General features: G+C 32.1%; 23 protein-coding genes. 8 read left to right on the top strand and 15 right to left on the bottom strand.

The window, feature by feature from the left end; genetic code table 11:
- The first annotated feature begins 110 nt into the window (after positions 1–110).
- Together LFT63_RS03560 and LFT63_RS03565 are read left to right on the top strand one after the other, a co-directional pair.
- Positions 111–593, top strand: a complete 483-nt coding sequence (locus LFT63_RS03560; protein ID WP_017637678.1) for a hypothetical protein — start codon at positions 111–113, stop codon at positions 591–593.
- Entirely contained in the window at positions 594–773 is a 180-nt protein-coding gene (locus LFT63_RS03565) for a DUF2197 domain-containing protein (protein ID WP_017637679.1), read from the top strand.
- An 80-nt stretch (positions 774–853) separates the two neighbouring features.
- Here LFT63_RS03565 and typA read toward each other — a convergent pair whose 3' ends face one another.
- Complete coding sequence (gene typA / locus LFT63_RS03570) at positions 854–2,701, bottom strand: translational GTPase TypA (protein ID WP_017637680.1); 1,848 nt, start codon at positions 2,699–2,701, stop codon at positions 854–856.
- Between the two features lie 99 nt (positions 2,702–2,800).
- Here typA and LFT63_RS03575 point away from each other — a divergent pair, with 99 nt between their 5' ends.
- The gene (locus tag LFT63_RS03575) at positions 2,801–2,992 is read left to right on the top strand and encodes a DUF5325 family protein (RefSeq protein WP_029055520.1); all 192 of its coding nucleotides are present in this window, start codon (positions 2,801–2,803) and stop codon (positions 2,990–2,992) included.
- Positions 2,993–3,145: 153 nt separating this feature from the next.
- Here LFT63_RS03575 and LFT63_RS03580 read toward each other — a convergent pair whose 3' ends face one another.
- A complete protein-coding gene (locus LFT63_RS03580; RefSeq protein ID WP_017637682.1) occupies positions 3,146–3,964 on the bottom strand; it encodes an inositol monophosphatase family protein in 819 nt (272 codons plus the stop codon).
- Between the two features lie 166 nt (positions 3,965–4,130).
- Between LFT63_RS03580 and LFT63_RS03585 the strand changes: the two genes are divergently transcribed.
- On the top strand, positions 4,131–4,745 hold the full coding sequence (locus tag LFT63_RS03585) for a YktB family protein (protein WP_340767971.1): 615 nt from the start codon (positions 4,131–4,133) through the stop codon (positions 4,743–4,745).
- A 137-nt stretch (positions 4,746–4,882) separates the two neighbouring features.
- Positions 4,883–6,229: an Nramp family divalent metal transporter gene (locus LFT63_RS03590; RefSeq protein ID WP_017637684.1), complete on the top strand. Its 1,347-nt coding sequence runs from the start codon at positions 4,883–4,885 to the stop codon at positions 6,227–6,229.
- 153 nt (positions 6,230–6,382) lie between these two features.
- On the opposite strand, the gene LFT63_RS03595 is transcribed toward LFT63_RS03590, so the two are convergent.
- The 13 genes from LFT63_RS03595 to LFT63_RS03655 all read right to left on the bottom strand — a co-directional run bounded on the left by LFT63_RS03595 (position 6,383) and on the right by LFT63_RS03655 (position 18,811).
- Complete coding sequence (locus LFT63_RS03595) at positions 6,383–6,886, bottom strand: DUF4064 domain-containing protein (protein WP_340767973.1); 504 nt, start codon at positions 6,884–6,886, stop codon at positions 6,383–6,385.
- Positions 6,887–7,023: 137 nt separating this feature from the next.
- Positions 7,024–8,157, bottom strand: coding sequence for a lipoteichoic acid stability factor AuxB (gene auxB, locus LFT63_RS03600; RefSeq protein ID WP_029055523.1), 1,134 nt, complete (start codon positions 8,155–8,157; stop codon positions 7,024–7,026).
- A gap of 72 nt (positions 8,158–8,229) precedes the next feature.
- Positions 8,230–9,303 (bottom strand): ABC transporter substrate-binding protein, encoded by a 1,074-nt coding sequence (locus tag LFT63_RS03605; protein WP_029055524.1) that lies wholly within the window; start codon positions 9,301–9,303, stop codon positions 8,230–8,232.
- The gene (locus LFT63_RS03610) at positions 9,300–10,112 is read right to left on the bottom strand and encodes an ABC transporter permease (protein WP_029055525.1); all 813 of its coding nucleotides are present in this window, start codon (positions 10,110–10,112) and stop codon (positions 9,300–9,302) included. Before LFT63_RS03610 ends, LFT63_RS03605 begins: the two co-directional genes overlap by 4 nt.
- Before the next feature lie 5 nt (positions 10,113–10,117).
- Entirely contained in the window at positions 10,118–10,921 is an 804-nt protein-coding gene (locus LFT63_RS03615; protein ID WP_017637689.1) for an ABC transporter permease, read from the bottom strand.
- Entirely contained in the window at positions 10,914–12,008 is a 1,095-nt protein-coding gene (locus tag LFT63_RS03620; RefSeq protein ID WP_017637690.1) for an ABC transporter ATP-binding protein, read from the bottom strand. Before LFT63_RS03620 ends, LFT63_RS03615 begins: the two co-directional genes overlap by 8 nt.
- A gap of 13 nt (positions 12,009–12,021) precedes the next feature.
- A complete protein-coding gene (locus LFT63_RS03625) occupies positions 12,022–12,561 on the bottom strand; it encodes a helix-turn-helix domain-containing protein (protein ID WP_017637691.1) in 540 nt (179 codons plus the stop codon).
- Positions 12,562–12,689: 128 nt separating this feature from the next.
- Complete coding sequence (locus LFT63_RS03630; protein WP_017637692.1) at positions 12,690–12,965, bottom strand: UPF0223 family protein; 276 nt, start codon at positions 12,963–12,965, stop codon at positions 12,690–12,692.
- A 165-nt stretch (positions 12,966–13,130) separates the two neighbouring features.
- Positions 13,131–14,537: a dihydrolipoyl dehydrogenase gene (lpdA, locus tag LFT63_RS03635; protein WP_017637693.1), complete on the bottom strand. Its 1,407-nt coding sequence runs from the start codon at positions 14,535–14,537 to the stop codon at positions 13,131–13,133.
- Positions 14,538–14,541: 4 nt separating this feature from the next.
- The gene (locus LFT63_RS03640; protein ID WP_340767978.1) at positions 14,542–15,855 is read right to left on the bottom strand and encodes a dihydrolipoamide acetyltransferase family protein; all 1,314 of its coding nucleotides are present in this window, start codon (positions 15,853–15,855) and stop codon (positions 14,542–14,544) included.
- A 63-nt stretch (positions 15,856–15,918) separates the two neighbouring features.
- Positions 15,919–16,896 carry an alpha-ketoacid dehydrogenase subunit beta gene (locus tag LFT63_RS03645; protein WP_017637695.1) on the bottom strand — a complete coding sequence of 326 codons (978 nt, stop codon included), beginning with the start codon at positions 16,894–16,896 and terminating at the stop codon, positions 15,919–15,921.
- A 3-nt stretch (positions 16,897–16,899) separates the two neighbouring features.
- Positions 16,900–18,012: a pyruvate dehydrogenase (acetyl-transferring) E1 component subunit alpha gene (gene pdhA, locus LFT63_RS03650; protein ID WP_154872675.1), complete on the bottom strand. Its 1,113-nt coding sequence runs from the start codon at positions 18,010–18,012 to the stop codon at positions 16,900–16,902.
- A 172-nt stretch (positions 18,013–18,184) separates the two neighbouring features.
- Complete coding sequence (locus LFT63_RS03655; RefSeq protein WP_029055529.1) at positions 18,185–18,811, bottom strand: YkyA family protein; 627 nt, start codon at positions 18,809–18,811, stop codon at positions 18,185–18,187.
- Positions 18,812–19,122: 311 nt separating this feature from the next.
- Between LFT63_RS03655 and def the strand changes: the two genes are divergently transcribed.
- The 3 genes from def (at position 19,123) to rnjA (ending at position 22,132) form a co-directional block, all read left to right on the top strand.
- The gene (def, locus tag LFT63_RS03660) at positions 19,123–19,674 is read left to right on the top strand and encodes a peptide deformylase (RefSeq protein WP_017637698.1); all 552 of its coding nucleotides are present in this window, start codon (positions 19,123–19,125) and stop codon (positions 19,672–19,674) included.
- A 551-nt stretch (positions 19,675–20,225) separates the two neighbouring features.
- The gene (locus LFT63_RS03665; protein WP_017637699.1) at positions 20,226–20,444 is read left to right on the top strand and encodes a DNA-dependent RNA polymerase subunit epsilon; all 219 of its coding nucleotides are present in this window, start codon (positions 20,226–20,228) and stop codon (positions 20,442–20,444) included.
- Complete coding sequence (rnjA, locus tag LFT63_RS03670) at positions 20,444–22,132, top strand: ribonuclease J1 (protein WP_340767984.1); 1,689 nt, start codon at positions 20,444–20,446, stop codon at positions 22,130–22,132. Before LFT63_RS03665 ends, rnjA begins: the two co-directional genes overlap by 1 nt.
- Positions 22,133–22,163: the final 31 nt, after the last annotated feature.

A 22,163-nucleotide genomic window follows, 5' to 3' on the forward strand; every position in this document is an offset into this window, starting at 1 on the left:
AATACTTAAAATTTTATCTTACTAAATGTTAAAAAGCAAGTATCTTTAAAATAAGTATAACCTATTTTATGATAAAATAGTATGAGATAAAAATTTAGGGAGTGGGCAAGATGATTCAAATTAAAGGTGCGGTAAAATTCCCCATCACATTAGATAGTACAACTTGGATATTTGACGATCGAAAGGTAAGTATTGAAGACTTAGAAAAAGGTGTCTTTGACGGCACTAAACCAGTTCGATTTGAAGACAATAGAGAATGGAATCGTGCTATTCTTGAAGGACAAACTAATCCGCCAACGCTTAATTCTGAAATAAAATATAAAAAACGTTCTGTTTTAGAAGGTTCATTTGTGATTAACATGACACCATTCTTTAAAACAGCAGAACCACAATCAAACGCAACTGCAATTAAATTATTTAATGATGAAGATTCAGTTGAAGTTCCATTAGATTTATTACCATACTTATTCTTCCAATTTGCTAAAGATGGAAAACGTATGTATGACGATAATTCAGTTGATAGTTTTGTATACGATACAGAAAATGGATACAGCTACGAATTTAAGTATGTAAAATATATTGAGGTGATTTAATTGGTTCCTGTTAAATGTATCATTTGTGATACTACAGTTCATATTGATGAAAATACTGTAGAAGCAAAACGGCTTAGAAACAACCCTATTCGTACTTTTATGTGTGATGATTGTAAAAGTCGCTTAGATACACCTAAACAACCTCAACCTTTTACGTATCACGATTCAAAAGAAAATTAACATAATAAAACCACTCGCTAGTTGTATTATCAACTAGCGAGTGGTTTTTTTGCTTATATTTTATTCATGTTAATTAAAAATTATTCTTCATCAGACATCATTTGTTTAACACGTTTAGCTTCTTTTTCACGAACTGATTTATTTAAAATTTTCTTTCTCAAACGAATACTTTCAGGAGTTACCTCTACTAATTCATCATCATTAATAAATTGTAAAGCCTCTTCAAGCGTTAAAATACGTGGGCGATTCATTGTTTGAGTTTGGTCTTTAGTTGCTGAACGTACGTTAGTTTGATGTTTTGTTTTTGTGATATTAACTGTTAAATCATTTTCACGGTTATGTTCACCAACAATCATACCTTCATAAACTTCAGTACCTGGTTCCATAAAGTTAGTACCACGGTCCTCTAGACCTAAAATAGCATAAGTACTAGCAGTTCCTTGATCCATTGAAATTAATGCACCATTTCTTCTGCCACCAATTTTTGCTTTAATACGAGGTCTAAATTCTTCAAATGTATGGTTAATAATTCCATAACCACGAGTCATTGACATAAATTCAGTAGTGTAACCAATCATACCACGTGCAGGTACCATAAAGATTAGACGAGTTAAACCATTATCTGTTGTCATCATGTCTAACATTTCACCTTTACGTGTACCTAAAGATTCGATTACTGCACCAGAATTTTCTTGAGGCACTTCACACTGAACTCTTTCAAATGGTTCACACATCACGCCATCTACTTCTTTAAGAATTACTTGAGGTTTAGAAACTTGTAATTCATAACCTTCACGACGCATATTTTCAATTAGGATTGATAAATGTAACTCACCACGACCCGCAACAATCCATGCATCAGGTGAATCTGTAGGTGTTACTTTTAATGATACATCTGTTTCAAGTTGTTGATCTAAACGTTCTTGAATTTGGCGCGCTGTTACAAAGTCACCTTCACGACCAGCAAATGGTGAATTATTGACTCTGAATGTCATTTCAAGTGTTGGCTCATCAATACGTAATACTGGTAATGCATCTTGGTGATCATGTGGTGTTACTGTTTCACCAACGTTAATGTCTTCCATACCAGATACTGCGATTAAGTCACCAGCTTGTGCTTCTTCAATTTCTTCACGTTTTAATCCAAAGTAACCAAAGATTTTAGTTACGCGGAAGTTTTTAATAGTGCCATCTAATTTAATAAGTGATACGTTGTCACCAACACGCATTTTACCTCTAAATACTCGGCCAATACCGATACGACCAACGTAATCATTATAGTCTAATAATGCTACTTGGAATTGTAATGGTTCATCACTGTTATCTATTGGTGCTGGTACGTAATCAATGATTGTTTCGTATAGTGATTGCATGTTTTCATCTTGTTGTTCAGAATTTAAACTTGCAGTTCCGTTAACAGCTGAAGCATATACAACTGGGAAATCAAGTTGTTCATCATTTGCTTCTAATTCAATAAATAAATCTAACACTTCATCAACTACACCTTCTGGTCTTGCTGATGGTTTATCAATTTTATTTACTACTACAACTGGTTTTAAATTTTGTTCTAATGCTTTTTTAAGTACAAAACGTGTTTGAGGCATAGTACCTTCATATGCATCTACAACTAAGACTACGCCATCAACCATTTTCATGATACGTTCAACTTCGCCACCAAAGTCAGCATGTCCTGGCGTATCTAAAATGTTAATTCTTGTTCCTTTATAGTCTACCGCAGTATTTTTAGCTAATATCGTAATACCACGTTCTCTTTCTAAGTCATTAGAGTCCATAGCACGATCGTCAACATGTTCATTCTCTCTAAAGATTCCTGATTGTTTCAATAATTCATCAACTAACGTCGTTTTACCATGGTCAACGTGCGCAATAATTGCTATATTACGTACATCTTCTCTTATATTCGTCATATTATAAATTTCCTTTCTTAAGTAAACTCCCACTTTTAATTACAACTTTTTTATTATATCATATATTAGAGAAAAAATAAGTAAAAGGTGGGGTATGGGATGCAACAAAAAAAATCTAAAGGCGTATTTTGGGTATTCTCAATTTTAGCTGTAATCTTTTTATTGCTTTTTAGTTTTAGTGTTGGTGCTGCAAATGTTCCAATGATGATTTTAACATTTATATTACTCGTTGCAACATTTGGTGTCGGTTTCACAGTAAAAAAGAAATATCGTGAAAATAATTGGTTATAAATGATATAACCCCTTAAAAACGAATTAAAACTTCTTTTAACACGAATTCATCATCATTTAATTTTATTTTAACAATATATTTTCAAAATAAAATTGTAAAAGTCCATGGAGGCATTAGAGTCTTCCATGGACTTATTTTTATCATTGTAGGTATTATCGACCAAATCTTCTTTTATGATGTTTTCGTAACGTTTCTTCAAACTCATTTAAATAATTATTTAATAGTTCATCGTGTAATGAAGGATTTGCCATAACAATAGAATTGGGTTGGTTAATTGTTAAAGCGTCACCAAGTAAATTAGTACCTTTACCGCCTACTTCATTAAGTATCATTAAACCGCCAGCATAATCCCAAGGTTGTAGTCTTGGCGTTACATAAGCGTCTAATTGCCCTTTTGCTACACTAACAATTTCTAGCGCTGCACTACCATATGCTCTAGCACTTCGAGCATCATCAACAATTGGTGTAAATATAGGCCCCATAATAGGTTTAGTTAACCAATTAGGATTAATACCAATAATACTTGTTTTTAATTGCGTAGATTTTAATTTTTCCAATGGATGATTATTCTCATAAGCACCTTCACCAACTTTAGTATGATACAAAATATCTCTCATTACGTCATATACAAATCCAGCGTATGGTTGACCTTCGTGGTAAATACCAATAGAAATCGCAAAATTTTCTTGTTGATGAACAAAATTTAAAGTGCCATCAATTGGATCAACGACCCAAACCACACCATTGATATCTTTTAAATCGTGACCATGACCTTCTTCACCTATCACTTTGTGTTCCGGATAATTTTGGTGAATCATTTCAAATATATAATCTTCTGTTGCTTTATCTACGTTAGTCACTAAGTCGTTAGGGTTGGATTTGGTTTCTATATTTAAATCCTCTTTCATCATTAAACGGACTTTGTTACCCGCTTCTAAAACTAATCCTTTAGCAAAATCGTAAAGTGCCATGGTATCATCTCCTATTAATATCTATTATACACGATAACTATCCCTTTTTTATAATGTTAGATTCCCCTTTTTACATGAAATTATGTATAAAATTGAAACTACAATTTAGAATTTCTAGTCATGGTTATGCTACAATAACTTTAATTATTACCCTAGGAGGCAAGTTATGACAAAATATACATTTACACCTGAAAATTTTAAAGCCTTTGACGTAGATGGTCTTGATGAACTTATGGAAGCACTTAATGAACATGTTAGACCTCAACTTCATCAATTAGGTGATTATTTCACAGAGTATTTTAGTACTCAAACTGGGGAAACATTCTATCCTCACGTCGCAAAACATGCCAGAAGAAGTGTTAACCCACCTAAAGATACCTGGGTTGCATTTGCTCCAAACAAACGTGGTTACAAAATGCTGCCCCACTTTCAAATTGGATTATTTAGAGACCAATTATTTGTAATGTTTGGTGTTATGCATGAAGCTAAAGACAAAGCTGAACGTGTTAAAACATTTGATAAGCATTTCGACACATTAAGACATCTCCCTTCAGATTATAGTGTGTGTCTTGACCATATGAAACCAGAAAAACCACTAATTAAAGATTTTACAGATGATCAATTACATGAAGCCATAGAACGCGTTAAAAATGTTAAAAAAGGTGAATTTTTCGTTGCTAGAGCAATCTCACCTGACGATAATCGTTTAACGTCTGACAAATCATTTATTCAATTTGTAGAAGAAACATTTGACCAGTTCTTAAAATTCTATCACGCATAATAATTTGTTATAAAATACCTGATACATTGAAATGATGTCCGGGTATTTTTTAATAGTGTAAAATATTTTTAGGTTGACCTAAAAATATAATTAGGTTAATATATCATTATGATTTTACATTAGAGGTGATTTAATTTATGAATAAGCAATCAGACAATCATGAACATCAAAAAAGCTTAGAAGAAATTAATAATACGATAGATTTTGACTACAAAAGTAATGCCAGTCAAAAACTATTAGCTTTTATTGGACCAGGTCTATTAGTTGCTGTTGGATATATGGATCCTGGCAACTGGATTACTTCAATGCAGGGTGGCGCACAATTCGGTTATACACTGCTATTTGTCATTTTGATTTCTAGTCTAGCTGCTATGTTGTTACAAAGTATGACTGTTAGATTAGGGATAGCCACAGGGAAAGATTTGGCTCAAATGACACGCCACTATTTATCTAAGCCTGTTGCTGTTATTTTTTGGATAATTGCAGAACTAGCTATTATCGCGACAGATATTGCTGAAGTAATCGGAAGTGCCATTTCACTTAATTTATTATTCAATATTCCATTAATTGTTGGTGCACTAATTACAGTATGTGATGTGTTTATACTTTTATTTATGATGAAATTTGGTTTTAGAAAAATTGAAGCTATTGTAGGTACACTTATCTTTACAGTATTAGCTATCTTTATATTCGAAGTTTATATATCATCACCTAATGTCATTAACTTATTAAATGGATTTTTACCTCATAAAGAAATTGTTACTAATCAAGGTATTTTATATATTGCTTTAGGTATTGTTGGTGCAACAATTATGCCACATAATCTTTATTTACATTCTTCAATCGTTCAATCAAGAAAGTATGATAGAAATAATAATGATGATAAAGCTCAAGCAATCAAATATGCAACAATTGACTCAAACATCCAATTATCAATTGCATTTGTAATTAACTGCTTATTATTAACTTTGGGCGCTGCTTTATTCTTTGGCTCAAATGCAGATGAATTAGGTGGATTTTATGATTTATATCATGCATTAAAAACTCAACCATTACTTGGTGCAACATTAGGTGGTGTTATGAGCACATTATTCGCGGTAGCACTCCTTGCTTCAGGGCAAAATTCAACAATCACTGGTACTTTAGCAGGTCAAATAGTAATGGAAGGTTTCTTAAGATTCCGATTACCAAATTGGCTTCGTCGATTAATTACAAGATCACTAGCAATTATTCCAGTTATTATTTGCTTAATTATTTTTAATGGCAATGAAGCTAAAATTGAACAATTACTAGTATTTTCACAAGTATTCTTAAGTATTGCATTACCATTTACATTAATACCATTACAATTAGCGACAAGTAATGAAAAATTAATGGGTCCATTTATTAATAAAAGATGGGTAAATGTGATTTCTTGGTCACTTATTATTATCTTAAGTATTTTGAATGTTTATCTTATTATTCAAACATTCCAAGAATTGTAAATGAAGCTAACAATATTCACTGAGATTAAATATAAACAAAACAACCTTTTGAGATTATTTGAAAATCCCAAAAGGTTGTTTTACTTTACGATATTTTATGAAGTTGCTCCATTTTTTAATCATTCAATCAATAGTTATTAGAAGGTGTTTTATCTAATAAGTATATGGCTTTTTGCTTTGTTGATGTTCTTTTAATTCTTCTTCTGGATTCCACTCTTGTCTCTTGGTTGAATCATCATAAGAATTATTATTTTGGAATTGATTAGTTGGTCCTTGTTTATCTGATTTCGCAAGTAGCATGATACCAGAAATTAACCATAATACCATCGCAATAATATTAGTTGCCATAATACCAACAATTGCAGCTGCAATTAATAAACCAGCGCCTAATTTACGTCTTCCTTTAACAGTTAGCGCACCAACAATTCCTAATATAGTAGAGAAAGCTAACACACCCATTGATAAAGCAATTGATGTTGCAAGCATGTCCATAGACATATCTTGATTACTTCCCATCATTTTGCTTACCATTTCTTCATTTTGAGATGCACCGCTTCCTGACTTCATAGCGAAATAACCTACGATTACTAATAATAAATATAAACTACTCAATCCATTAGCAATCCAAGCTAAAATAAGTTCTGTTTTTCTTTTCATTTCGGTACCTCCTTAAATCCTTACCTTAATAATACTAAAAACTGTCTTTTCTTGCTAATTAATACACTAAAATTTTAATACTCTAGAAAAAAAGACCAAAAATGAATACTAAACTTTCATTTTTGGTCTTTAAATTATTATTTAGAGTTGTTTTCTTCATCAATATTTTGATTATCTTGCTTAACGTTATCTCTCATTTTTTGTTCAGTTTCACCGAACATTTGACGACGTTCTTCGTAATTCATTCTACGTTGATTTACAGCACTTGGTTGATTTTTACGTTTTTCTTTCATGCGTTGATTATATGCTTTACGCTTTTCTTTTTTCTTAGCACGAATTTCTGCTTTTTCTCTCTTTTGTTGAGCTTTTAGTTCTTTTGGATCAATCTGAGGTTCATCATTATAATTATTTTGTGCTTCATCATATGCACTATCATTATAAGCCTCTGGATTAACTTGTGCTTCGTTATTAGAATTAGATTTCTTATTATACTTAGCTTGTCTAGATAATACTGTAGGTTCTTCTTCTTGTTCATCATCATCTGAACGATATTCACTTTCAACAGCACGCTTAGGAAATTGTTCATATTTATCATCATATGTTTCATTATTTTCTTCATTTTGTGCTGTAGCATCTTGAGTTGGTTCATATGCTTGTTCTTTACGTTCCATACTACGACGTGATGGTCGTCTACGTTGACTTGTTTTCTCAATTCTTTCTTCTTGTTCAGGTTCATATTGATGTGTATCTTGCTCTGGAACTTCATTATAAGGTTGGTAACCATAACCGTTATTATAATTTGGTACGACTTCTACCTTGTTCTTTCTTACAAACATCATAATTGCTATGATGAAGAATAAAATTGGAATAATTAAAGTTACAACAAGTAACACTAATGGTATCGTAATGATTGCTGATAATAAGAATAAAAATCCAGATAAAATTCTAATATTCATAGATATTAATGCTAAAAATGAAATCAGTAAACAAACAATGAAATACACTATAATAGCCCATACACCATTTTGTAACCAAATTACAAATTGTGTAGTACTTAAACTATTATTTGCCAACATTTGTTGAATAAGGTCATTATTATTTAATGTATTCTCTAAGTTAGCAATTGATGTATCATTACTAAATGACACTAAAGCTATAAACATCGTGACAATTGTCAACACTAGTAAGAATACCCAACTAAGCCAACCTAATACTTTTTCTGTTAGTCGACTGACTGGACGTTTGATTTGAGTATATTGCTCTCCTGTCATTCGTTACAACTCCTTACTTTACTTATCAAGTTATTATATCGAAAATAACATAAAATAACTACCATTTTCATTCTACTTTAACGACATTTTAAAATTTAAAAAACTTTCGTTATATTCACTTAATGTATCTTGACCTAAATCTTGATAAACTTCTAAGCGTTGTTGTTCCTTTTTATTAGGGTAAAATCTATGATCATTTTTAATATCATTTGGTAACATATTTCTTGCAGCTTTATTTGGTGTCGCATAGCCTACCCATTCGGTATTTTGTTTGTTGTTTTTTGCATCTAATAAGAAGTTCATAAATTTATATGCGCCCTCTTTATTTTGCGCTGTTTTTGGTATAACCATATTATCAAACCATAAATTAGACCCTTCTTTAGGAATAACGTAATTATATTTGTCACTTTCTTGTACTAATGGAGCAGCAACCCCACTCCAAACAACGGCCACATTACCTTCATTCTGTTGAAGCATCATTGTAATTTCATCACCTACGACACCTCTTACTTGTGGTGCTAAATTCTGTAAATCTGATTCAGTTTTTTTAATATGTTGTGGATTTTTATCATTCAAACTATATCCCAATTTATTGAGACCCAAACCTATAATTTCTCGAGCACCATCTACTAAAAGTACTTCATTTTTATATTTTGGTTTATATAAATCTTTCCAACTATTAAAAGAATCATTTGGATACTTATCTTTATTATATAAAATACCAACAGTACCAAAGAAATAAGGTAATGAATATTTATTATGGCGGTCATATGGCATGTTCATATAATCTGAATCTAAATTTTTAATATTAGGTATTTTTTTATGATCAAGTGGTTCTAAAAGATGTGCACGTTTTAATTTTTGTACTGTATATTCACTTGGAAACGCTACATCGTAATGCGTACCACCGTTACGAATTTTTGCTTCCATAGCTTCATTAGAATCAAATGTTTCATATACTACTTGTATACCTGTTTCTTTTTCAAACTTTTTAATTAAACTTGGGTCAATGTATTCTCCCCAGTTATATACATAAATTTTCTGATTGGTATCTGTATTCTCTTTTGATTTAAACCAATGACTGACTGCTAAACATAAAGCACCGATAATGATAGAGATTAAAATTAATTGTAAAAATCGCTTCATGTATTCACACCTCGTTTCGTATGTTTTTTACGTTGAACGATGTGCTGAATCGCGTAATAACCAATGACACCTATCATTATAACGACAAATAATATTGTTGATATAGCATTAATTTCCATACTTATACCTTTACGAGCCATGGCATAGACTTCTACAGAAAGCACACTAAATCCGTTACCAGTAACGAAAAAGCTCACTGTGAAATCATCTAAAGAATACGTTAATGCCATAAAAAAGCCACCGATGATTGCAGGCATTATATTAGGTATCACAATACTACTCAATAGTTGTGATTCTGTAGCTCCTAAATCTCTTGCAGCATTCAACATACTATCATTCATTTCATATAATTGAGGTAATACAACGATAACAACTATCGGTATACAGAATGCAATATGTGATGCCAAAACTGTCCAAAAACCAAGTCCTAATCCAGTAAAATGACCTATAGCAGTGAACATAATTAAAAAAGAAGCACCAATTACAACGTCAGATGATACCATCAATACATTGTTTAAAGTTAATAAGGTTACTTTAAATTGTTTATTTCTTAAATAATAAATAGCAATTGCACCTAAAGTACCTATTAAAGTTGAGACAGCAGCTGCAATTAATGCGACTGCGACCGTATTAAAAATGACAGAAATTAATTTATCATTTTGGAACAAGGTTTGATAGTGTTCTAATGTGAAATGTTCAAAATGAATCATATTACCTGCTGAATTAAATGAATATACCATCAAAAACAAAATGGGTATATATAACACAGCAATTAAAATACTTATATAAAGCTTGCCATACCATTTCACATTTCTCACCCTTTCCTATGATTAGATTTAGATTTTGTCATAATTAATATAAATGCCATGAAGATGATTAAGAATAATGCAATCGTAGATCCCATTCCATAGTTTTGAATAGTTAAAAATTGTTCTTCAATTGCTGTACCAATATTAATAACTTTATTACCTGCGATAAGACGAGTAATCATAAATAATGATAATGCTGGTATAAAGGTAACTTGTACACCTGTCATTACACCTTCTCTTGTTAATGGTACAATCACTTTTCTAAATGTCGTTAATGGACTGGCACCTAAATCACTAGATGCTTGTAGTAAATTATTAGGTATAGCTTTCATACTATTAAATATAGGCAGTATCATAAATGGGATATAGATATAACTAGCCACCACAATAAACGCACCTGCTGTAAATAACATGTTTATTGGAGATAAATGAAATATATTTAATAATTGATTAATTAACCCATCATGACTTAATAAACCAATAAATGCATATGTTTTTAATAATAGGTTAATCCAAGTTGGTATAATCATAATCATTAATAGTAAATTTTGATATTTTGATTGTGCAATATAGTAAGCAGCTGGATAACTTATCACGAGCGTTACAATTGTTATAATAGCTGCAAAAAGGATTGAATCAGTAAACATTTTTAAATAACTAAATGTAAAGATGTGTTCATAGTTAGTAAAGCTAAAATGTCCTTGGTTATCGAGAAAAGAATAATAAACGAGAAGTACCACTGGGATGATAATAAAAAGAACCATCCAAATTAAATACGGGATGAGCAATAAACGATTTGTATTACGCATTATCAACTTCCTCATAACTTTCAATTCGTTTATCAAATTCTTCTTCCGTTTCTCCAGGTACCATAATATGAATAGCTTCTGGTTCAAAATATAAACCAACTTCACTACCAACTTCTGCTTTACGTGTCGACTGAATTACCCACTCATATCCTTTTCTATCAACTACACAAATTTCGTAATGTACCCCTCTAAAAAGCATTGAATCAACTTTTACTTGGAATAAGCCTTTATCTGCTTCGATTAAAGAAATATCTTCAGGACGAATCACTACATCTACATTTTTATTTTCAGGAATTCCCATATCTACACATTCAAAATCTTGACCATAAATATTAACAACGAAATCTTCGACCATTCTTCCTTTTACAATATTAGATTCACCAATAAAATCTGCCACAAATCGATTGACTGGCTCATCATATATATCATTAGGTGTACCAAATTGTTGAATTTTACCATCTTTCATTACAAATATGTAATCACTTAAAGCCAAAGCTTCTTCTTGATCATGGGTTACGAAAATAAATGTAATCCCCAATCTTGATTGCAATTCACGTAGTTCATATTGCATTTCAGTTCGTAATTTTAAATCTAAAGCGGATAATGATTCATCTAATAAAAGTATTTCTGGTTCGTTAACAATCGCTCGTGCTATAGCAACACGTTGCTTTTGACCACCACTCATACCATTGATATTGCGTTCTTCATATCCTGAAAGTTTTACTAATCGTAAAGCTTCTTCTACTTTATCTTTTATTGCAGATTTACTCATTTTCTTAAGTCGTAATCCATATGCGATATTATCAAATACATTTAAGTGTGGAAATAATGCATAATCTTGGAATACTGTATTCACTTTTCGCTTATTTGGAGGTAACTTACCGATTGGTTTATTTTGGTATATAACTTCACCTTTATCAGGATATTCGAATCCAGCTATTAATTTTAAAATCGTTGTTTTACCACATCCAGAAGGACCTAACAATGTATAAAAGTGTCCAGACTCTATATCAATATCAATTTCATTTAATATTTGAACGTCATCATATCCTTTACTTACTCCCTTAAATGATAATAATGGTGCCAATTTCTACAACTCCTTATAAATATGATGCTGTTGCAACAATTAATATTTTCACTTCTTCATGACTTTCATTAAATAGACGATGATCATCGTTCGCTTTAAAATAAAATACATCTTCTTTGTTAGCATGATAACAAGTATTACCTAATTGAAGTGTAACTTGACCTTGCAAGCAATAGATAAATGTATCAGATTCTGATGGATTAAATGTTTTATAAGACGCACCAGGTTTTAATGTTAATAAAAGTGGTTCCATTTCAAATTCATTAGATTTAGTTACTAACCAATTTAATATATAGCCCCTATCATATTCATCATAAATGACCTGATCTTTCTTTTTATAAATGACCTTTTGTTGTTCTGATTCCTTAAAGAAATCACTTGCTGAAGTACCCAAGACTTCTAAGATACTTAAAAATGTCTCCATACTTGGTGATGCATTTTGACTTTCTATTTGGGAAATATATCCTTTTGAAAGATCAGTTCTTTCTGCCAATTCTTCTTGAGTTAAATTTTTTATTTTCCTAAGATTCTTAAGTTTATAACCTATATCCATATTGAAACCACCTAAAAAAAGCTATATTAAGTTTACTTTTATCAAACATTTTGTTTAACGCTTAATAAAAATACCAAAATATAACTTTATAATCAATACTTTTTAAAATAAATGATTTGTATTATGGATTATGACTTTGCAGAAAAGACTTGTTGATCGGGATTTTTAGTCACTTCTTGAACAACTTTGTAGCTATTATATCCACTACTTTTTTCAAATTCTTTAAATATTTGTTTTTCTTCTGCTTTACCAGGGACTATTTGTTTAAAAGTTTTGTAAGCATTTTTGACATCTTCGCCTTTAACAGATGATTCGTAATAATTTTCAATTTGATTAAAGAAATGAATGACTGACATCATTTCCTCATTGTTCCAGTCTATATCTAAGGGATATTGATATTCCATGTTTTTCACTCCAATATGTTTAATAGAATATATATTCAGTCTATCGAACAAGCATTTAACAAACAACTGATTTAATATTTTTAAACTAAGATTGTATATAGTTTTGACAACATAAAAAAACTGGCAACAATTATGTTGCCAGTCTCATTTAACTAATTCGTTAAATTACATTGTGTGGATTGGGTAACCAATCGCTTTTTCAGCTGCTTCCATTGACATTTCACCTAATGTTGGGTGAGCATGTACTGTTAAAGCAATATCTTCAGCGTTCATACCTGATTCAATTGCTAAACCTAATTCAGAAATAATATCTGATGCGCCAGTACCAACAACTTGAGCACCGATGATTGTGTCATCTTCTTTAAGTGTAATTAATTTAACAAAACCATTAGTATCATCTAAAGATAATGCACGGCCATTTGCAGCGTAAGGGAATTTAGAAGCTTTAATTGATAAACCTTCTTCTTTTGCTTGCGCTTCAGTATATCCAACTTGAGCTAATTCTGGCTCAGTGAAACATACTGCTGGCATACCAATGTAATCAACTTCTGCAGCTTGTCCATCAATAGCTTCTGCAGCAACTTTTGCTTCGTAGCTAGCTTTATGAGCAAGTGGTAAACCTGGAACGATATCTCCAATTGCGAAAATATTTTCGATTGAAGTACGGCTTTGTTTATCAACTTCTAATAAACCGCGTTCTCCGAATTTAAGACCTAATTCTTCTAAGCCTAATTCATCAGTGTTTGGACGACGTCCAACAGTTACTAATACATAATCAGCTTCGATTGTTTGTTCTTCACCTTTAGCTTCATAAGTAACTTTAACACCATTTTCAGTTTCTTCAGCTGATTTAGCCATAGCTTCAGTAACGATTTCGACACCTTTTTCTTTCATGCCTTTTTTAACTGGTTGTGTCATTTGTTTTTCAAAGCCGCCTAAAATATCTTTGGCACCTTCAAGAATTGTTACTTCTGAACCGAAGTTTGCAAATGCAGTACCAAGTTCTGAACCGATATAACCGCCACCAACTACAACTAATTTACCAGGTACTTCTTGTAAGTTTAACGCACCTGTTGAATCGATAACGCGTTTACCGAATTCAAAGTTAGGAATTTCAATTGGTCTAGAACCAGTTGCGATAATAGCATGTTTGAAATTGTAAGTTTGAGCACTTTTTTCATCCATAACACGTAAACTGTTATTATCTACAAAGTAAGCTTCGCCTTTAACGATTTCAACTTTATTACCTTTTAATAATCCTTCAACTCCACCAGTTAATTTGTTAACTACTGATGATTTGAATTCTTGAACTTTTTCATAGTTTAAAGAAACACTTTCAGCAATTACCCCTAAATTTTCTGAATGTTGTGCTTCAACAAAACGATGAGATGCGTGTAATAAAGCTTTAGAAGGAATACAACCAACGTTTAAGCAAACGCCGCCTAAATTACCTTTCTCAACGATTGTTACTTTTTGACCTAGTTGTGCTGCACGAATTGCTGCAACATAACCTCCAGGACCTGCTCCGATTACAATAGTATCTGTTTCAATTGGGAAATCTCCAACTACCATCTTTTTACCCCTCCATTAATAATAATTCTGGATTATTTAATAAACGTTTAATGTGATTCATAGCATTTTGTCCAGTTGCACCATCGATTTGTCTGTGGTCAAAGCTTAATGATAATGCAAGAACTGGAGCTGCTACAATTTCTCCATCTTTAACAATCGGTTTTTGAGCAATACGCCCAATTCCTAAGATAGCTACTTCTGGGTGATTAATAACTGGAGTGAACCATTGTCCACCAGCTGAACCGATATTACTGATTGTACATGTTGCACCTTTCATTTCATCAGAAGTTAATTTACCATCACGTGCTTTAACAGCTAGTTCATTAATTTCATCAGAAATTTGGAAAATAGATTTACGGTCAGCATGTTTAACAACAGGAACTAATAAACCTCTGTCTGTGTCTGCTGCAATACCAATATTCCAATAATGTTTGTGTACAATTTCGCCAGCTTCTTCATTAAATGAAGTATTAAGTGCTGGGTATTTTTTAAGTGCAGAAACAAGTGCTTTCACTACATATGGTAAGAAAGTAAGTTTTGTTCCTTGTTCAGTTGCAACTTCTTTGAATTTCTTACGGTGATCCCATAATTGTTGAACATCAATTTCATCCATTAATGTAACATGTGGCGCTGTGTGTTTAGAATTAACCATAGCTTTGGCAATTGCTTTACGCATAGCTGGGATTTTTTCAGTTGTTTCTGGGAAATCGCCTTCTGGAACTGTTTGAGTTGTTGCAACGTTACTATCTTCTGAAGTAGCATCTGATGCTGCACTTTCATTAGATGTAGTTTGAGCTGATCCACCATTTAAGTATGCATCAACATCTTCTTTTGTAATACGTCCATTTTTACCTGAACCTGCAACTGCTTTAATATTCACGCCATTTTCACGTGCATATTTACGTACTGAAGGCATTGCTTTAATAGTTCTATTTTCATCAACTTCAACGTCTTGAGTATTAGTTGCTGCTGGTTGACTTTCTTGAGATGAAGCATTGTCTTCTTGAGGAGCTTCTTCTTTAGGTGCATCACTTGATGATTCATCACTGTGATGACCTTTGAATGTCATTTCTTCAGCATCTGGTGCGTCAATTTTAACGATGATATCACCAACAACTGCTACTGTACCCTCATCAACTAATACTTCTTCAATTGTACCACTAACTGGTGATGGAATTTCTACAACAGATTTATCATTTTGAACTTCTGCTAAGACATCATCTTCTTCAATTGTATCTCCAGCTTTTACAAACCATTTTACAATTTCACCTTCGTGGATACCTTCCCCGATGTCGGGTAATCTAAATTCAAATGCCACGGTCTTTTTCCTCCTAAGATTTTATAATAAAAATCACTATTTAATATAAATTTTATTCATTTATTAAAATTCTAAAGTTGCTTTTGCTTTTTCAACAATATCATTTTTATTTGGTAACCAAACATTCTCAGCTTGAGTAAATGGATATACTGTGTCAGCTGCTGCAACACGAGCGATTGGAGCTTCTAATGATAAAATTGTACGTTCAGCTAATTCAGCTGCTACTTGTGCACCAACACCTGCTTGACGTTGTGCTTCTTGTACAACTACTGCTCTATTTGTTTTTTCAACTGAAGCTACTAAAGTATCAATATCAATTGGTTGTACTGTACGTAAATCAATTACTTCAACAGAATAACCTTCTTTTTCTAACTCTTCAGCTGCTTTTAATGATTCTTGAACCATTGCGCCATAAGCGATTAAAGTAATGTCGTTACCTTCTTTTTTAACATTAGCTTTTCCGATATCAATTGTATATTCTTCTTCAGGAACTTCTTCTCTGAATGAACGATATAATTTCATATGCTCTAAATATACTACTGGATCGTTACTTCTAATAGAAGAAAGTAATAAACCTTTAGCATCGTATGGACCTGAAGGGATAACAACTTTTAATCCAGGAGATTGAGCTAAAATACCTTCTAAGTTATCTGCGTGTAATTCAGGAGTATGCACACCGCCACCGAATGGGGTACGAATTGTTACAGGTGCAGTTTTAGAACCACCTGAACGGAAACGAGTACGTGCGATTTGTCCTGCTACAGAGTCAAATACTTCATATACGAATCCTAAGAATTGGATTTCCATTACTGGACGGAAACCTTCAATAGCTAAACCTAAAGCTAAACCTCCAATACCAGATTCTGCAAGTGGTGTATCGAATACACGATCTTCACCAAACTCTTTTTGTAAACCTTCAGTAACACGGAATACACCACCGTTAACACCAACGTCTTCACCGAAAACTAATACGTCTTCGTCTTTTTTAAGTTCAGTTTTAAGCGCGTCATTAATCGCTTGAACCATTGTCATTTGTGCCATGGCTTACTTCGACTCCTTCTCTTTGTAAATTTCATATTGTTCTGCTAAGTTTTGAGGCATTTCTTCATACATGATTTCCATTAGAGAAGTAACAGTTTGTTTTTCTGTATTGTCAGCCTCTTTAATAGCTGCTTTGATGTCTGATTTAGCACGTTCAATAACTTCATTTTCTTTCTCTTCATTCCAAAGACCTTTGTTTTCCAAGAATTTTCTGAAACGTACTAATGGGTCTTTTTTCTCCCATTCTGCGTCTTCATCTGAAGTTCTGTAACGTGTAGGGTCGTCACCAGCCATAGTATGTGGACCATAACGATATGTCATAGTTTCGATTAATGTTGGACCTTCACCTGCAACTGCACGTTCACGAGCTTCTTTAGTAGCTTGATATACTGCTAACGCATCCATACCATCAACTTGGATACCAGGGATACCAACAGCAATAGCTTTTTGAGCTAATGAAGTTGCTGCAGTTTGTTTGCTACGTGGTGTTGAAATCGCGTAGTTATTGTTTTGAATAACAAAGATTGCTGGTGCTTTGTATGCTGAAGCAAAGTTAATACCTTCATAGAAGTCACCTTGAGATGAACCACCATCACCAGTATAAGTAATTGCAACTGCATTTTTGCCACGTTTTTTAAGACCGAATGCTACACCTGCTGTTTGAATATATTGAGCACCGATGATAATTTGTGGGCTTAATGCATTAACGTCTTCAGGGAATTGATTTCCTTTGAAGTGACCTCTTGAGAATAAGAAAGCTTCAGTTAAAGGTAAACCATGCCAAATAATTTGTGGCACATCACGATACCCTGGTAAAATAAAGTCTTCTTTTTCTAAAGCGTATTGAGAAGCTAATTGAGAAGCCTCTTGTCCTGCTGTAGGTGCATAGAAACCTAAACGACCTTGTCTATTTAAAGAAATAGAACGTTGGTCTAAAATACGTGTCCATACCATTCTTTCCATTAATTCTACTAATTCTTCGTCTGTTAAATCAGGTACTAAGTCTTCATTTACAACGTTACCATCTACGTCTAAAATTTGAACCATTTCAAATTTCGACTGTGTGTCATTTAGTACTTTTACCGCATCGAATTGGGCTTGTAACTTAGGAGCCATACAATTCACCATACCTTTCCCATTTATAAATAGAAATTCATTTTATCCATAACAATTGTATCACAAATAAATAACCCTGTTAAACGATTTCATAAAGTTCTGTTTTATTATAAAAAGATACAGATGTGAGGACTGTACTAATACTTCCCCTACATCTGTATCAATCGTCAAATTATTTAAATTGATCTACGTCTTGTTTTTCCTTATTTACCTTGTTCATAGCTTTTGAATACGCTTTAAATTTCTTATTCATATCTTTGTAGGCTTTACTTAATTCTTTTGATTTTTCATCAACTTGTTCTTGTGTTGCACCATCTTTATTAATAAAACTAAACAGTGATTTTTCTTTACCTAAAGCTTTTTTGTAAGCCTTTGCATAGTCGCTATGTGTTTTATATTTATCTTTTATCGCTTTATCTAGTTCTTCAACTTCTTTTTTCTTATCTTTATTGTCTATATTATCAATGTGTGATTCTGCTTTTTTAAATTCTTTTTCAGACTCATTAAGCGCTTTTTCTTCTTTTTTAAATTCTTTTTCACGTTTTTCTGCATTTTCGACAATATCATCAGCAGCTTTCTCTCTAGTTTGCTGATCTTTATCATTAGCTTTTTTAAATAGCTTTTGTTTTTCTTCTTCTAACTTATTTATTTTTTTACTTACATCTGTAACTGGTTTTTCTTTATCAAAAGCATTTTGTACTTGATCGTCATATGCTTTAATTTCCTTTTTATCTGTAGTACATCCTGCTAACAAAACAGCCGATGTAGCTACTACTGCTATCGTTTTGTTAAATTTCATTTCTGTTTCCTCCTCAAAGTTGTACGCTTGTTATAATAAATAAATCTACATTATAAATCAACGAAATCGATATTATAAGCCGTCTAAACTATTCATGTATATAACGAGTATGCCTTTATTTATATTATAATATAAAATTATTATACTATATAGTATCAGTGAGTTTTGAATTTACACCTTCTACTTATAGAAGTTTGTCGACTATGATGTTATTCTAACTTTTATTTAGTATTTCTACTAATAATCTAATTTACATCAATGTACTTCTACCTATCTAATTTGGTATATTTATATTAAGGAAGGTGTCAAACATGTTAACAATGAAAGATATAATAAGAGATGGTCATCCTACACTACGTGAAAAAGCTCAAGAATTAAGTTTCCCTTTATCTAATGAAGATAAAGAAACATTAAAAGCTATGCGTGAGTTTTTAATTAATAGTCAAGATGATGACATCGCTAATAAATATGGTTTACGCTCCGGTGTAGGTTTAGCAGCACCACAAATTAATGTTTCAAAAAGAATGATTGCAGTTTATTTACCTGATGATGGTAATGGGAAATCTTATGACTATATGTTAGTGAATCCAAAGGTAATGAGTTATAGTGTCCAAGAAGCTTATTTACCAACTGGTGAAGGATGTTTAAGTGTTGACGAATCAATTCCTGGATTGGTTCATCGTCATAATAGAGTGACAATAAAAGCTCAAGATATCGAAGGTAATGATATTAAATTACGTTTAAAAGGCTACCCTGCTATCGTTTTCCAACATGAAATTGATCATTTAAATGGTGTAATGTTTTACGATCATATCGACGAAGCTAATCCTTTAACACCACATAATGATGCAGTAGAAGTTTAATATGAAATTTTAAAACTCGTAAGTATTAATTACTTACGAGTTTTTATTTCTGAACTTCTGTAAATATTATTACGAGTCTTAACTCCACTACTTCTCATTATATATTTCTTCATCTATTAAATACCTATCTATTATAATTTAAACAAATATCTAATAGTAAAAGTGGAACAATTCCATTTAAAAACTAGTCATTATTTAAATATTCTCGCTTAAAACACTTCTTACCACTTTACTTAAAGATAAAACTGCTTTATTTCTTCTTATACATCATGTAAAATATATATTAACTGAAAACTTAGTGAACTAATGCTATTTTTCAAAATTTGAACGACAATATTTCCCTGGAAAACATACTCGGTAGTGAAATTAAATAGAATCATTGTATATCTATTTAGATTGAGCTGGTATGTATTTTATTTTAAATAAGGAAGCATGCTTTATTGAAGAGTTATATCAATTAGAATTTTATTGTTTCTATCTTTAATAACCCGAGTTGTAAACCAAGGGACTTGAATAAATATTTAAAACAACCCTTAGGAGGAATTATATCAATGTCAGTATTTAAAGTATTCTATCAACATAATAAAGATGAAGTAATCGTGCGTGAAAACACACAAACAATTTATGTTGAAGCACAAACTGAAGAACAAGTTAGACGTTATTTAAAAGACCGTAATTTTAATATCGAATTTATCACTAAATTAGAGGGCGCACATTTAGATTACGAAAAAGAAACTTCAGATCATTTCAGTGTGGAGAAAGCTGAATAATGAAACAATTACATCAAAATGAAGTAGGTGTATATGCACTTGGTGGCTTAGGTGAAGTTGGTAAAAACACTTATGCTATTGAGTACAAAAATGAAATCGTGATTATTGATGCTGGTATTAAATTTCCAGATGATAATCTTTTAGGAATTGACTATGTCATTCCTGATTACACTTACTTAGAACAGAACCAAGATAAAATTGTTGGTCTGTTCATAACACATGGACACGAAGATCATATAGGTGGTGTGCCCTTCCTATTAAAGCAAATTAATGTACCTATTTACGGTGGTCCATTAGCTTTAGGATTGATTAGAAACAAATTAGAAGAACATAACTTATTACGTACTGCTCAACTGAACGAAATTAATGAAGATAGTGTCATTAAATCAAAACACTTTGAAATTTCATTCTACCTTACTACTCATAGTATCCCAGAAGCATACGGTGTTGTTGTGGATACTCCAGAAGGTAAAATTGTTCATACTGGAGATTTTAAGTTTGATTTCACACCTGTTGGTGAACCAGCTAATATTGCAAAAATGGCTAAACTTGGTGAAGAAGGTGTGCTTTGTCTCCTATCTGACTCAACAAATGCTTTAGTACCAGATTTTACACTTAGTGAACGTGAAGTTGGTCAAAATGTCGATAAAATTTTCCGTAATTGCAAAGGTCGTATCATATTTGCTACCTTCGCTTCGAATATCTATCGTGTACAACAAGCAGTAGAAGCCGCTGTTAAACACAATAGAAAAATTGTCACATTCGGACGCTCAATGGAAAATAATATTAAAATTGGTATGGAATTAGGCTATATTAAAGCTCCACCTGAAACTTTTGTAGAACCAGGTAAAATTAATAGTATTCCTAAACATGAATTACTTATTTTATGTACAGGATCTCAAGGTGAACCAATGGCAGCATTATCTCGTATTGCTAATGGTACACACAAACAAATTAAAATTATCCCAGAAGATACAGTGGTATTTAGTTCATCACCTATTCCTGGTAATACAAAAAGTATTAACCGTACAATCAATGCACTTTACAAAGCTGGTGCAGATGTCATTCATAGTAAAATTTCTAATATTCATACATCTGGACACGGTTCACGTGGAGACCAGTCCCTTATGCTACGTTTAATTCAACCAAAATACTTCTTACCTATTCATGGTGAGTACCGTATGTTGAAAGCACATGGTGAAACTGGTGTTGAGTGTGGTGTAGATGAAGATAATGTATTTATCTTTGATATAGGTGACGTACTTGCCTTAACACATGATTCGGCTCGTAAAGCAGGCAGAATCCCTTCAGGTAATGTCCTTGTCGATGGTAGCGGTATTGGTGATATAGGTAACGTTGTTATTAGAGATCGTAAATTATTATCTGAAGAAGGTTTAGTAATCGTTGTAGTTAGCATCGACTTTAATACTAACACTTTACTTTCAGGTCCAGATATCATATCAAGAGGTTTTGTTTACATGCGTGAATCTGGCCAATTAATATATGATGCACAACGTCGTATTAAAACAGATGTTATATCCAAATTAAATCAAAATAAAGATATACAGTGGCATCAAATTAAATCTTCAATTATTGAAACATTACAACCATATTTATTTGAAAAAACAGCTCGTAGACCAATGATTTTACCGGTTATTATGAAAGTTAATGAAAATAAAAATCAATAATTCTATAATAAACTCCCATAAGTAATAATTA

This window comes from Staphylococcus sp. FSL H8-0121 (assembly GCF_038008425.1).
In the GTDB taxonomy this organism is placed as follows: Bacteria; Bacillota; Bacilli; order Staphylococcales; family Staphylococcaceae; genus Staphylococcus; species Staphylococcus pasteuri.